This is a genomic window from Sphaerochaeta sp., assembly GCF_050256055.1.
GTDB lineage: Bacteria > Spirochaetota > Spirochaetia > Sphaerochaetales > Sphaerochaetaceae > Sphaerochaeta.
In genome coordinates, this window is sequence record NZ_JBFWIJ010000008.1 from 76,092 (window position 1) to 88,794 (window position 12,703).

Genomic DNA, 12,703 nt, shown 5'->3' on the forward strand with positions numbered 1-12,703 from the left:
AATCAAGGGCATGAATGCACACTATGATACGTTGGAAGAAGAGGTCGAGGATCTGATTGAACAATTGAGGCGCTATCAACAGGCCTATTATGTCGACAACCGTCCGTTGGTCAGCGACCTTGCCTATGACCATCTCTTTGATCGTCTTGTTGCCTTGGAGACCGAGCATCCGCAGCTCAGACGCCAGGATTCACCCACTCAACGGGTGGGCAGCGACCTTGACTCCTCGTTTCCTGAAGTACGCCATACCATTCCCGTGCTCAGTTTGGACAAGGCGTACAGTGATGCGCAGTTGCTTGCCTGGATTGAAAAGACGGAACATAAGGTATCGCAGGATGTGGGCATCGTCATTGAGGAAAAGATTGATGGGATTTCCATCGTTCTCTATTATGAGGAAGGCCTTCTGGTGCGAGCCGTTACCCGGGGAAACGGGACGGTGGGCAATGATGTGACGGCGAACGTGAAGACGATACGTTCGGTACCCCTGAGGATTCCGGTCGCCAGAAAGCTCGCAGTCAGGGGAGAAGTCTATCTTCCCAGGCAATCGTTTTCCGCTCTGAATGAGCAGATGGACGTTCCCTATGCCAATCCCCGCAACCTTGCGGCGGGGACGATCAGAAGGATCAAGAGCAGTGAGGTGGCAAAGGTTCCCCTGCAGATCTTTGTCTATGAGGGATTCTGGGAGGATGACCGGCAAATCGGCAATCATCTGCTGATTCTCTCAACCTTGGCTTCCTACGGTTTTTGCATCAACCCCAACATGGGGTATTTCACCAGGGATGCACAAACATCACGAGCAAATCTGGAACGGGCCGGTCTCAAGGGGTTTGCCGGTTCGTTTGCCGAGATCGGTTCCTATATCAAAGCGCATACCGCCGCCCGCTCCTCCCTCCCGTACGAGATTGACGGATTGGTGGCCAAGGTTGACGAGTTGGCCCTGCGGGAGAGTCTGGGCTATACGGAGCACCATCCCCGATGGGCAATGGCCTACAAGTTCGAATCGCCGCAGGCGCAGACAGTGGTGCAGGCCATCGACATCCAAGTGGGGCGCACCGGACGGGTAACCCCGGTGGCTCGGGTCAAGCCTGTGCAAGTAGCGGGTTCGATCATCAGCAACATCACCTTGCACAATCAGGACTACATCGACATGCTCGAATTGGGCTTGGGTGACAGTGTGGAGATCTCGCGCCGCGGGGATGTCATCCCTGCCGTGGAGCGGGTGATCGAGAAGAATGAACAGTCGGATGGTACCTATCATATGCCCCCCACATGCCCGGTCTGTTCCACCCCATTGGTCCAGAAGGGGGCGCATACGTTCTGCCCCAATGTACAGTGTCCCGCCCAGGTGAAGGGTCGCATCGAGTTTTTCATTTCCAAAGAGGCCATGGATATTGAGAATTTTGGTCCGGAGACGGCGTCCGTCTTGTTTGAACTCGGGCTGATGCAGGATGTCCAGGATCTCTATACGATCGATTATCGCAAAGCCCTGTGCGACCAACCCGGGTTTGGGGAAAAGAAAATCCGCTTGATCGAGGAAGGAATTGAGAAAAGCAAGAACCAAAGCTTCAAACGGGTGTTGGTGGCTTTGGGAATTCCCGAATTGGGGAAGAAAGGCGCCGAGATTCTTATCAACGCGGGCTTGGACAGCATGGACAAGCTGCTCGAGGTGGCTCGCAGCAATGATATCGAGCAATTGGTCGCCATCAAGCAGGTAGGGATGAAAAGCGCCCGAATGTACATTGATGCGTTGCAGGATCCTGTGATGCTCAAGCGTATCGAAGCGCTTTCCGCCGTGGGGTTGAAGATGGAGCAGGACGCAGGAGAGCCGATGAGCATTGATCAACGGTTCGCCGGCCAGGTTTGGTGCGTCACCGGTTCTTTCACCCATTTCAATCCACGGTCATTGGCGATGGATGAAGTGACCAGACGCGGAGGCCGGACCGTCTCCTCGATAACCGGAAAGACCACGCATCTGCTTGCAGGTTCCGGTGCCGGAAGCAAACTGGATGCGGCACGAAACCTCAACATCACGATTGTAGACGAGCAGACGTTTCTGTCCATGCTCGAACAAACGCCCACTGAAGAGGAAAAACAAGGCGAATTCTCTTTTTAGACTGGTTTTAGTGACATTTTTCCCGAAAACGTATATACCCATACCTATATGCAGGAGGACACGTTATGCACGCACTTGCCAAAGAACTGAATGAGACGTTGCACGCTACCATTGTGGACGCAATGCTCTCCGACGTCGGGCGGAGGATGTTTTTCCCCAAGGGGATCGTCGCCCAGAGCGCCGAAGCCGGCCAAAAAGCAACTCGGTTTAATGCCACCATCGGGATGGCGACATCACAGGGACAGCCGATGTACCTGACCGACATCTACAGCCAGTTTGCGGAAAACGCCTTCAAGCCCTCCGAACTTTTTTCCTATGCCCCGGGAGGCGGGGATCAGCAGCTGAGATCCCTCTGGAAACAACAGCTTCTGAAAAAGAATCCCTCATTGCAAGGAAAGCAGATCTCGCTGCCCATCGTCACCTCCGGACTTACCCATGGATTGGGCATGCTCGCCCAGCTGTTCTTTCAGGAAGGGGATACACTGGTCATCCCTGATCTGGCTTGGGACAACTATGAGTTGATCTTCGCCCATCAAGCGAACGGTTCGATCGTGACCTTCCCCTTGTATACGGCCGACGGGGCCTTCAATGTTTTGGGAATGCAGAAAACACTTGCCTCCATCCCCAGCCGGAAGGCCAGGGTTCTGCTCAATTTCCCCAACAACCCCACCGGCTACACTCCCTCGAAGGATGAGATGCAGCGCATCGCCCAAGCCTTGGTTGAGTTGGCTGAGGACGGGATGCAGTTGATGGTCATCAGTGATGATGCCTATTTTGGTCTTTTCTTCGAAGAGGAGACTGCACGGGAAAGTCTGTTCTCCTATCTCTGTGACGCCCATCCCAACATCTTTCCGGTCAAATGTGATGCTGCAACCAAGGAGGATATGGTCTGGGGATTCCGCATCGGGTTCATCACCTATGGCGGAAAGGGCCTTACCGAGGCGCATTTCGATGCGCTGAACAAGAAGACGCTCGGGATCATCCGCAGTACGGTTTCCAACTGCGATCGTCCCGGCCAGAGTCTCTTGCTCAAGGCAATGAAGGACGGTGCGCGCTATGAGGCGGACAAGGAACATGCCAGGGCGGAGATGGAGAGGCGCTATCGCACGCTCAAACAGGCATTGCGAGCATATGAGGGCAATACACTCTTGGTTCCCCATCCGTTCAACAGTGGATACTTCATGGCTTTCAAATGTAAAGGCAGTGCAGAGACGTTGAGACGGCATCTGCTGGAGAACTATCAGGTGGGGTGCATCAACATTGCCGATGTCACCCTCCGACTTGCCTATTGTTCGGTGGAATGTGATAAGATTCCTGAACTGGTGGATTTGGTCTACCGGGCGGCAGGAGAAGCATGGAACTAAAGACAAAGCTCTACCTCGTCGATGAGGAAGGCAACAAATTCATGGGGATAGGGGTGCTGTGGTTGCTGGACCAAGTGGCGCAGCACAATTCCTTGCGCAAGGCTGCCTCGGAATTGGGCATATCCTATTCCAAGGCGTTTGCCATGGTGCAACACCTGGAGCGGAGTTTGGGAGTGCCTGTTCTGCATCGACGGAAGGGGGGCTCCAGTCGCGACGGCGCCACGCTTACCGAATTCGCCGTACACTATCTCGAGCTGTATCGTGTATTCGAGAAACAGGCGAAAGCGGATATTCAGGTGCCGTTTACCCGATTCAAGCAGGATGTGGCGGTCCTGCTTGAGGGCCAAGATCACAACGGAGGTGAAGCGTGACCACAAACAAGTTGGATTTTTCGATTCCGAGTCTGGGAGAACCCAAGATCTCTTCCCCGATCATGATGAGTACCACCCAGAATGATGGGCAGGCCGATTACGTCAATGATGATGATCATATCCTGTTCAGTATAGATACCGACATCGATGAGAACGGGCATCCGGTTCCCCGACACGAGGAGACGGTTGAGGTCGCCGGGCCACGGGCGAAGATCTACTTCAATCCTGCCCATGTCCATGCCGCCATTGCCACCTGCGGTGGTATCTGTCCCGGTTTGAACAATGTCATTCGTGCAGTGGTTCGTTGTTTCTGGTACCGCTATGGGGTGCGAAGGATCAGCGGGGTGCAGTACGGCTATCAAGGTCTGTTGGAGAACAGTCCCTGGCCCTTGATCCCCCTTGATCCCGATGTGGTTGACGACATCCAGGAGAAAGGCGGTACCATCCTCGGCTCTGCCCGCGGTGGCGGCAAACAGGTTGAGGAGATCGTCGACTCGCTCGAACGGTTGAACATTAACATCCTGGTCACCGTCGGCGGGGATGGCACGCTTAGGGGTGCCTATGATATTTATGAGGAAGTAAAGAAACGGGGTTTGAAGATCTCCATCATCGGCATTCCCAAGACGATCGACAACGACCTCTCGTTCATCCAGAGTTCCTTCGGCGTCGATACCGCCGTCCAGATGGCCGTCCCCGTAGTACGGTGTGCCCATATTGAGGCGAAGAACTCCATCCATGGAATCGGCTTGGTGAAGGTCATGGGGCGTGAGTCCGGTTTCATTGCAGCAAACACCTCGTTGGCCCAAAGTGATGTGAATTTCTGCTTGATCCCCGAGAACCCGTTCGACCTCGATGGCCCGAACGGAATGCTCGAGCATCTGCGTCGTCGCATTCTCGACCGCGGTCATGCCGTGGTGCTGGTAAGTGAAGGGGCAGGACAGGAAATGCTTCCGCCCAGCAGCGAGACCGATGCATCGGGAAATGTGAAGTATCATGACATCGGGGTGTTCCTCAAGGACCGCATCACCGAGTACTTCAAGCGCGAGGGGATCGAGACCAATGTGAAGTACATTGATCCTTCCTACATTATCCGCAGTGCTCCTGCCGACAGTTATGACTCCATCTACTGTGCTCGGTTGGGTGCCCATGCCGTGCATGCCGCAATGGCAGGGAAGACCCAGGCCTTGATCGGCCTGTTGCACAATCGGTTTGTGCATCTTCCGATCAAGGTTGCGGTCTCAAGCCGCAACCATGTGGATATCGAAGGTTCCTTGTGGAGGGATGTATTGGAGAATACCCGCCAACCCATGTCGATGAAGAACTTCAAGTTCGATTGAACGGAGTCCCTGCATCAGGGAAGCATGGAGGGGCTGTGGACAAGGGGCGATCCTTGGAAGCAGCTTCTTTTTTATATTGCGAATACATACCCTCTGGTCGGATTTCCTGCTTGGTACGTGTTTTTCACTGTGGGAAAAACCATTGGCTTGGTGTATCCGATACGGTGTGAAGGATTTTCCCAAAGTTTGAATAATTTTTAGAAAATGGGGGACTTTAATTTCTAATTCAAGGTAGTGCAACTAAAAGAGATTGGATAATTTTTTAAAAATTTCAAGAAACCGCTTGACGTTTTTTTCTGATATCAGTACTGTACGACTCAGAAAGAGAACGACATGCTTCTGCACCCGTTGGGTCGGTTAGCAACGAAATCGGATTTTTTCTAACCTCCTTTTGTTCCCCTCAGGGTTTAACCTCCTTTTCCCTGGGGGGTTTTTTTATACCTTTGTTGACGACGAATTTGATTCGGCGTATCATCGGCCAATGGAAGATGCATTGCTTACCACCATTTTGCTTGATCTGGACGGCACCTTGCTTCCTTTGGATCAGAAAGGATTCATGCAAGGCTATATGACTTTGTTCGCCGAACGCTGTTCTCAGCTGGGCTATGCGCCTAAACGCATGCTTGCCGCACTGCAGGCTGGCCTGGCAGCCATGCTGGAGAATGACGGGAGCATGACCAACAAGCAACGGTTCGACCAAGTTTTTGCTGAGATCAGCGCCGTTGACAATGAATATTTCAATCAGCAGTTTGCATCCTTCTATGCAGAGGAATTCAATCAGCTCAGACTCCATGCAAATCCTACCACCCAGGCATCGGCCTTGGTGGAGGAGTTGCGTGCAAAAGGGTACACGGTGGTACTGGCCACCACTCCGGTATTCCCTTGGCAGGGCACCTGGGCACGTCTTGGATGGGCCGGACTCACCAGCGAACAGTTCAGTCTGATCACCACCTATGAGGATTGTTCCTTCACCAAACCGAAACTCGGCTATTATGAGGAAATTCTTTCCCGTCTTCAGGTTCCTGCACGGAATTGCCTGATGATCGGAAATGATGTGACCGAGGATATGGCTCCGGCCCAACTGGGGATGGATGTGTATTTGGTGACCGATTGCCTGATCAATGAAGGTGCAAATTCAATTGATTCCTACCGAAAAGGTTCCTTCGAGGACCTGATGCGATTTTGCAAGGAGCTTGCGGTATGCCCACAACCTCGTCGCGTTTGAGCAACCCGGTGCTTGCCTCACTTCTGGCAAGTCTCTGTGCCATTCTTTGGGGAAGCGCCTATCCCTCGATCAAGCTGGGGTATGAACTGTTTGCCGTTGGCTTTGACGATACCCCGGCCAAATTGGCATTTGCCGGTCTTCGATTTGCCTTTGCTGGATTGCTGGTACTGATGTTCCGGGCATTCCAGAAAGGAGAGAAGCAATCGATCCGCTCGCTGGGCGGGAGTGCATGGCTGCAGGTGCTGTTGCTTGCCCTTATGCAGACCACCATCCATTATTATTTCTTCTATGTCGGGGTTTCCTACACAACCGGGGCGAAAAGTTCGATCCTCAATGCATCCTCGGTGTTTTTCAGTGCCATCCTGTCCCATTTGGTGTATGCCAACGACCATATCTCGGTAAGGAAGGGCGTGGGGATTTTCATTGGATTCCTTTCGGTGGTATTGGTAAACCTGCAATCAGGCTTTGGCTTCTCATTTTCGGTGCAAGGCGAAGGATTTGTTCTGATTGCAGCCTTTTTGACGAGTCTGAGTGCCTTGTTCAGCAAGCGGACGAGTCGACGCATCGATCCCGTGCTGCTGACCGCCTTGCAACTCTTTCTGGGAGGGACGATCCTCTTGGTTCTCGCTTTGCTTGGCGGAGCATCCTTTCCTTGCAGTTCGGTATGGGGCTATTTGTTGCTGCTCTATATGGCAGGCCTGAGTGCCGTGGCGTTTTCCCTCTGGACCAGCCTGCTCAAGCACAACAAAGTCAGTTCCATCACCGTGTTCAATTTCCTCATCCCGGTGGTGGGTACCTTGCTTTCCGCTCTCATCCTGGGCGAATCGATTCTGCGTTTCCAATACCTGATCGCCCTTTTGTTGGTGGTCTCAGGCATTGTTCTGGTAACCTACTCCTCTCCAAAAATTCAGCTGCATCATTGAGGTTGCCGGACATCGGTATTGCACGGATTTGTATTGAGTCAAAAAAAATCAGGTCCCTGATTTCCCGAAGCAAAACGGAAACAGGAACCTGATGGTTGAAACCACCGTAATCCAAGGATTTCTACAGCAGTTCGGTAAAGGCTTTGAGCACTGCATCGCCCTCACAGCCGTTGAGGACTTTGGTGGCCAGGACCTTGCCCAGCTGTACGCCTTCCTGGTCGAAACTGTTCAGATTCCATAAGAAACCTTGGAACATCACCTTGTTCTCGTAATGGGCCAGCAAGGCTCCGAGAACCTTCGGGTCGAGACGGTCGGCATACAACAGGCTTGCAGGTCGGTTCCCTGCGAAGCACTTGTTCGGGTTTGCATCCTCCTTGCCGCGAGCAAATGCCACAATCTGGGCGATGAGGTTTGCGTTGAGTTTGGCTTGGCTGGTCGAGCCTTCCACCAGAACATCCTTGCCATACTGGGACTTGGAGAAACCGATGAACTGCAACGGTACGATATCGGTCCCTTGATGGAGCAACTGGTAGAAGGAGTGTTGGCCGTTGGTTCCCGGTTCACCGAAAATGACCGGACCGGTGGGATAGGACAGGTTTTGCCCGTCCCTGTTCACATGCTTGCCGTTGCTCTCCATGTCCAATTGCTGCAGATGGGCGGGGAATCGGCTGAGTGCCTGGGAATAGGGGAGGATTGCGGTGCTCGGATAGTGCAGCACGTTGCGCAGGTAGACACCGAGCAGGGCGTCGAGCAAGGCTGCATTCTCCTTGATGGAAGGCTTGAGGGCCTGTAGATCCGCTTCATGTGCTCCGGCAAGCAGGGCTTTGAAGGTATCGAATCCGAAAGCCAGGGAAAGTACCACGGCCCCAACGGCGCTGGTAGAACTGTACCTGCCACCAATGTAGTCGTCGATGAAGAAGGCCTGACGCACCGAGCCGGAATGGGCAAGCGGGCTGGTTTTGCTGGTGACCGCCACCATGTGTTGTGAAGGATCAAGTCCATGGATTCCGGCCTGTTTGATTGCATCGATCACCAAATCTCGGTTGGTAAGCGTTTCCAAGGTGGTTCCGCTCTTGGAAACCAGAATGAATAAGGTTCGTTCCAAATCGAGGGTACGAATGATCGCCTGGGCGTCATCAGGGTCCACGTTGCTGATGAACCGGGCGTCCAGAGATGTGATGTCTTGCGCGCTGCACCAGCCTTTGAGGGCAAGATGGAGGGCTCTCGGGCCCAGGTCGCTGCCGCCGATTCCGATCTGTACCACGGTTGTGAAGCGCTTACCGGTGGAGCCCGTCAGCTTTCCGGTACGAACCTGGTCGGAGAAACGCTCAATTTCCTTGAGTTGCTCTTGATAAAACGTAGCCTTGTTCTCCCCATCTGCAATCACATTCTTGCCGATCTGCCCACGGGTGAGTTGGTGGAGAACCAATCGCTTTTCTCCGGTGTTCATCACTTCTCCGTCCAGCAGAGCCTGGTATTTGCTGATCAGCTGCTGTTCTTCGGCCAATGCGGCAAGAAGTTGCAAATGTTCTTCCTGTACAGGCATGGCCGCATATTGGTAGGTGATGCCCGCCCCGGCAGGAGCTTGGTATGCTTTGATGCGTTCTGCATTCAGCAATGTTTTGGGATTTCCCGGTTGAAGATGGGAAAGCGCATCGAATGCGCCGGTGGTATCAAGATTTTTGAAAGTCATCTCTGCTTCTCCTTATGGTACACGAATGCCCCTCCATTGTAGACGGAGGGGCACTGCGATACAAGCACGGTCATTCCTCGATGTCGGGGATGCGGGTCTTGAAACTTTCCTGCAGATCTTCCTTGGTCATACCTTCCCTGAGGATGACAAAAATCGTGTCATCACCGGCAAGGGTGCCCAGGATTTCAGGGATGGCCAGTACATCCAAGGCGATGCCGACGGAATTGGCATGGCCGGGCCTTGTCTTGATGACCCCGAAATTACCGGAAAATTCGATGGAAAGGATTCCTCTGCGTACATCCTGGATATAACTCTTCTCAGATTCGCTGATCAAGTCGTTTTCCGGAAGGCTGTAGTAGTAACCGGACCAACCGTCGCTTATCTTGCCGACCTTCAGCATCTTCAGGTCGCGGGAGAGCGTGGCCTGGGTAACGTTGTACCCTTCTGACCTAAGCATCTCCAGCAGGGTGTCCTGATTGTCGATTCGATTGTTTTTGATCAGTTCCTTGACAACCGCCAACCGATTATGTCGTTCCCTCATGGTTTGGCTTCTCCTGAAATGGAATATTTATGCGATTTACACGAATAAAGATACAGTACAATTGCTTTCGTGACAAGCTTTGCTGTTCTCTTTTTGTCTTGCTCTTGACCGATGTCCGGCGTTGTTGCATGCTACCAATTGGTATAGGAAGAGAGGAGGATTGTATGACAATTTTGTATATTCTGCTTGCGGTGCTTCTGCTGCTTGTCTTGTATGGTATCAGCGTGTACAACCGGTATGTTCGGTTGCGCAACCAAGGTGAAGAAGCCGAGTCGGCCATTGATGCACATCTGAAACAGCGCTATGACTTGGTGCCCAATCTGGTCGAGACGGTCAAAGGGTATGCAAAGCACGAGGAAAAGACCCTCACCTCGGTCATCGAGGCCCGCAACAAGGCAATGAGCGCCACCACCATGGAAGACAAGGAATCGGCCAACCAGGCGTTCAGTTCCACCCTCAAGTCTCTCTTCGCCCTCAGTGAAGCATATCCGGACCTGAAAGCCAACCAAGGTTTTCTGGATCTTCAGCAGCAGCTGCAGAAGATAGAGGAGCAGCTTTTGATGGCCAGGAAGTACTACAATGCCATCATCAAGCAACTGAATACCATTTGTGAGGTGTTCCCTTCCTCGGTCATTGCATCAATCGCCCATTTTGCCAAGAAACCATACCTTGTCATTGAGGAAGAGGCGCGTGCCCGCGTCGAGGTCAAATTCTGATGAAACGGATGGCAGTGGCCTTTGTATTGCTCTTCTTCGGTCTCTCCTTGCTTTCGGCACAGGACTATGTCTTCGAGCAGTATGACTTTGCCATGGATGTTGCCCTGGACAACAGTTATTCGGTTTCTGAACAGATTGTGGCAAATTTCTCCATACCCCGCCATGGGATTTATCGGGAGATCCCGATCCGTTTCGGTAAGGTACGGGTGAAATTGACGGACCTTACCGCGAACGAACCGATCATCGAAGACTCCACCTCTGCCGATTATGTGACTTTCCGACTCGGATCTGCAGACAAGACGGTCGTCGGTAGGAAGGAGTACCGGCTTGCATACAACTATGCCGTCGGTGATGACCGCAATGATTCCTACGATGAGCTCTATTATAATCTGATTGGTCCGGGTTGGCAGGCTCCGATCCAGAATTTCACCTTCCGTGTCACGTTCCCCAAACCGATCGACCCCTCCCTGGTGTTTTTGACCGGAGGGGCCTATGGTTCGACCCTGCAGCGGGGAACCTACAGTATCAGCAGTGACCGAAGGACCATCACCGGAAAGGCGGACAACCTGCAAGTCGGTGAAGCGTTGACTCTGCGCGTGCAGATGGAACAAGGGTATTTCTCATCCGTCAAGCCGTTTGTCGATTACACCATCCCTGTTTCGGTGGTTGTCCTCTTGCTTGCCCTTGCCGGATGCGTTCATGCAACAATCCTGTTCAGACGGTATGGCCGTGAAGCGTTGTTTGTTCCGGTCGTTCGTTTTGAACCGCCAGATGAGCTGAGTCCGCTTGAGGTCGGCTATCTTGCCGACGGGGTGGTAGACAATAAGGATTTGACCAGCATGCTTTTCTTTTGGGCCGACCAAGGTTGTCTGCGCATTGAGGAACAAGGCAAAAAGGAATTCCTCTTCACCAAGATCCGTGAACCGAAGACGGACAAGATGCATGAACTGCGGTTGTTCGATGCGTTCTTTGCCTGCGGGGATGGATCGTCGGTAACGCTCAAACAACTGGAACAGGGGAAGTTCGCCATAGCGTTGGCCAAGGCCAAAGGTGATGTGCGCTCGTACTTCAAGGGTGAGCGTATTCTGAAAGACCGTGTAGCCGAGCGAAAGCGGGTGTATGCCATGCTCTATGGTGCGGCTCTTGCCGTGCTGTTTGCCATTGCTTCCACAATTACCTATCTGGCAGCCGAGACGGTATTGCTGATGGTCGTCGGCTTTTTCAGCATGGTGGTAACTGTACTGGTTGCCAGTAGGTTGTCCGCCGTCTGGGTGATCAGTTCAACCTTCAGGAAGGTCCTCAAATTTTTCGCTTTGGCCCTGTATTGCATCCTCATGATCGTCATTGCATGGGTGATGGAGTACTATGTCATTGGAAACGGCATGCTGTATTCGGTGTTGTTTGCTCCTGTGTTGGTGCTTGTTCCTGCATATTTGGGTTTCCTGACAGTGGTGACGGCTAAACGCAGCATGTATGCACAGCTCATGCTTGAGCAAATTGTCGGGTATCGCGAATTCATCAGCAAAGTGGAAATCGATAAGCTGAAGATGATGATCGATACCGATCCCCAATTGTTTTACCATGTGTTGGGATATGCCATCGTCCTCGGCCTTGAGGATACCTGGGCGAAAAAGTTCGCTTCCATCCATATGCCGGAGCCCACGTGGTATAACGGCATGCATCCTGTCCAGGATGCGTTATTCTACAGCGTGCTCTCCCATAGGTTGCATTCCACGGTCATGGAGCATGCCATCTATCCCCAGGCCCGCGGTGGCGCACGTTCCCCGATCCTCTCCTCATTCGGTTCCAGTGGTTTCAGTGGAGGCGGTTTCGGCGGTGGGGGAGGTGGTGCATGGTAGTTCCCAAACCGATGAAAAAGGGTTTGTACCGGCATTTCAAGGGGGGCATGTATGAGGTGGTCGACACCGTCATCGATAGTGAGAGCCTGGAGACGATGGTGCTCTATCGACCGATTGGGACTGCCTATCTTTGGGTACGTCCCTATACGATGTTCTGTGAGTCGGTTGAATCAGAAGGGGTGGTGAAACCACGATTCAGCTTCATTTCTGAGCACACGAAGACCTGAAAAACGGAGCCTTGCGGCTCCGTTCCCGTTACTGAATCTTTACGTTTGCGTTAGTTCCGATAGTTGCCGTGAGCCGGCCTGGGTTTTGCAATTGCTTCGTTGACACGAAGATTGCGTCCACCGAATTCCTTTCCGTCCAACTGGGAAATTGCGGCGTCGGCAGAAGCGTCCTCCTGCATTTCCACGAAGCCGAACCCCTTGGGGCGGCGGGTTTCGCGGTCAATGATGATATTGGCACTCAGGACAGTGCCGTACTGTGCGAACAGGTCCCGAAGTTCTTCTTCGGAAGTGTTGTAACTCATGTTTCCAACATAGATTTTCTTTGCCATTCAAA

Annotated in this window: 12 protein-coding genes; 9 read left to right on the forward strand and 3 right to left on the reverse strand. The window is 52.8% G+C overall.

Annotated features, from left to right (window positions below; all coding sequences use genetic code 11):
* Positions 1 to 10 precede the first annotated feature (10 nt).
* The 6 genes from ligA to AB7C91_RS05015 all read left to right on the forward strand — a co-directional run bounded on the left by ligA (position 11) and on the right by AB7C91_RS05015 (position 7,333).
* Positions 11 to 2,113 (forward strand): NAD-dependent DNA ligase LigA, encoded by a 2,103-nt coding sequence (gene ligA / locus AB7C91_RS04990; protein ID WP_332446574.1) that lies wholly within the window; start codon positions 11 to 13, stop codon positions 2,111 to 2,113.
* A gap of 65 nt (positions 2,114 to 2,178) precedes the next feature.
* A complete protein-coding gene (locus tag AB7C91_RS04995) occupies positions 2,179 to 3,477 on the forward strand; it encodes an aminotransferase class I/II-fold pyridoxal phosphate-dependent enzyme (protein WP_332446575.1) in 1,299 nt (432 codons plus the stop codon).
* Complete coding sequence (locus tag AB7C91_RS05000; RefSeq protein WP_332446576.1) at positions 3,468 to 3,848, forward strand: winged helix-turn-helix domain-containing protein; 381 nt, start codon at positions 3,468 to 3,470, stop codon at positions 3,846 to 3,848. The genes AB7C91_RS04995 and AB7C91_RS05000 overlap by 10 nt, the downstream gene beginning before the upstream one ends.
* The gene (locus AB7C91_RS05005; RefSeq protein ID WP_332446577.1) at positions 3,845 to 5,185 is read left to right on the forward strand and encodes an ATP-dependent 6-phosphofructokinase; all 1,341 of its coding nucleotides are present in this window, start codon (positions 3,845 to 3,847) and stop codon (positions 5,183 to 5,185) included. The genes AB7C91_RS05000 and AB7C91_RS05005 overlap by 4 nt, the downstream gene beginning before the upstream one ends.
* Before the next feature lie 481 nt (positions 5,186 to 5,666).
* Positions 5,667 to 6,410 carry an HAD family hydrolase gene (locus AB7C91_RS05010; protein WP_428589624.1) on the forward strand — a complete coding sequence of 248 codons (744 nt, stop codon included), beginning with the start codon at positions 5,667 to 5,669 and terminating at the stop codon, positions 6,408 to 6,410.
* Entirely contained in the window at positions 6,386 to 7,333 is a 948-nt protein-coding gene (locus AB7C91_RS05015) for a DMT family transporter (protein ID WP_428589627.1), read from the forward strand. The genes AB7C91_RS05010 and AB7C91_RS05015 overlap by 25 nt, the downstream gene beginning before the upstream one ends.
* 121 nt (positions 7,334 to 7,454) lie before the next feature.
* On the opposite strand, the gene AB7C91_RS05020 is transcribed toward AB7C91_RS05015, so the two are convergent.
* Together AB7C91_RS05020 and AB7C91_RS05025 are read right to left on the reverse strand one after the other, a co-directional pair.
* Positions 7,455 to 9,026, reverse strand: coding sequence for a glucose-6-phosphate isomerase (locus tag AB7C91_RS05020; protein WP_332446580.1), 1,572 nt, complete (start codon positions 9,024 to 9,026; stop codon positions 7,455 to 7,457).
* Between the two features lie 70 nt (positions 9,027 to 9,096).
* On the reverse strand, positions 9,097 to 9,567 hold the full coding sequence (locus AB7C91_RS05025) for an ArgR family transcriptional regulator (RefSeq protein WP_332446581.1): 471 nt from the start codon (positions 9,565 to 9,567) through the stop codon (positions 9,097 to 9,099).
* Positions 9,568 to 9,731: 164 nt separating this feature from the next.
* Between AB7C91_RS05025 and AB7C91_RS05030 the strand changes: the two genes are divergently transcribed.
* From AB7C91_RS05030 to AB7C91_RS05040, 3 genes are read left to right on the forward strand one after another with little or no spacing between them, the layout of a single operon-like run.
* A complete protein-coding gene (locus tag AB7C91_RS05030) occupies positions 9,732 to 10,283 on the forward strand; it encodes a LemA family protein (protein ID WP_332446582.1) in 552 nt (183 codons plus the stop codon).
* Complete coding sequence (locus AB7C91_RS05035; RefSeq protein WP_428589631.1) at positions 10,283 to 12,142, forward strand: DUF2207 domain-containing protein; 1,860 nt, start codon at positions 10,283 to 10,285, stop codon at positions 12,140 to 12,142. The genes AB7C91_RS05030 and AB7C91_RS05035 overlap by 1 nt, the downstream gene beginning before the upstream one ends.
* Positions 12,136 to 12,369: a DUF1653 domain-containing protein gene (locus AB7C91_RS05040; protein ID WP_332446584.1), complete on the forward strand. Its 234-nt coding sequence runs from the start codon at positions 12,136 to 12,138 to the stop codon at positions 12,367 to 12,369. The genes AB7C91_RS05035 and AB7C91_RS05040 overlap by 7 nt, the downstream gene beginning before the upstream one ends.
* Before the next feature lie 50 nt (positions 12,370 to 12,419).
* On the opposite strand, the gene AB7C91_RS05045 is transcribed toward AB7C91_RS05040, so the two are convergent.
* Complete coding sequence (locus AB7C91_RS05045; protein WP_332446585.1) at positions 12,420 to 12,698, reverse strand: RNA-binding protein; 279 nt, start codon at positions 12,696 to 12,698, stop codon at positions 12,420 to 12,422.
* Positions 12,699 to 12,703 lie beyond the last annotated feature (5 nt).

What these genes read in the sequence shown, in the direction of transcription:
- ligA (WP_332446574.1), top strand. Translation starts at nt 11, where the DNA reads ATGAATGCACACTATGATACGTTGGAAGAAGAGGTCGAGGATCTGATT.
- AB7C91_RS04995 (WP_332446575.1), top strand. Translation starts at nt 2,179, where the DNA reads ATGCACGCACTTGCCAAAGAACTGAATGAGACGTTGCACGCTACCATT.
- AB7C91_RS05000 (WP_332446576.1), top strand. Translation starts at nt 3,468, where the DNA reads ATGGAACTAAAGACAAAGCTCTACCTCGTCGATGAGGAAGGCAACAAA.
- AB7C91_RS05010 (WP_428589624.1), top strand. Translation starts at nt 5,667, where the DNA reads ATGGAAGATGCATTGCTTACCACCATTTTGCTTGATCTGGACGGCACC.
- AB7C91_RS05015 (WP_428589627.1), top strand. Translation starts at nt 6,386, where the DNA reads ATGCCCACAACCTCGTCGCGTTTGAGCAACCCGGTGCTTGCCTCACTT.
- AB7C91_RS05020 (WP_332446580.1), bottom strand. Translation starts at nt 9,026, where the DNA reads ATGACTTTCAAAAATCTTGATACCACCGGCGCATTCGATGCGCTTTCC.
- AB7C91_RS05025 (WP_332446581.1), bottom strand. Translation starts at nt 9,567, where the DNA reads ATGAGGGAACGACATAATCGGTTGGCGGTTGTCAAGGAACTGATCAAA.
- AB7C91_RS05030 (WP_332446582.1), top strand. Translation starts at nt 9,732, where the DNA reads ATGACAATTTTGTATATTCTGCTTGCGGTGCTTCTGCTGCTTGTCTTG.
- AB7C91_RS05035 (WP_428589631.1), top strand. Translation starts at nt 10,283, where the DNA reads ATGAAACGGATGGCAGTGGCCTTTGTATTGCTCTTCTTCGGTCTCTCC.
- AB7C91_RS05040 (WP_332446584.1), top strand. Translation starts at nt 12,136, where the DNA reads ATGGTAGTTCCCAAACCGATGAAAAAGGGTTTGTACCGGCATTTCAAG.
- AB7C91_RS05045 (WP_332446585.1), bottom strand. Translation starts at nt 12,698, where the DNA reads ATGGCAAAGAAAATCTATGTTGGAAACATGAGTTACAACACTTCCGAA.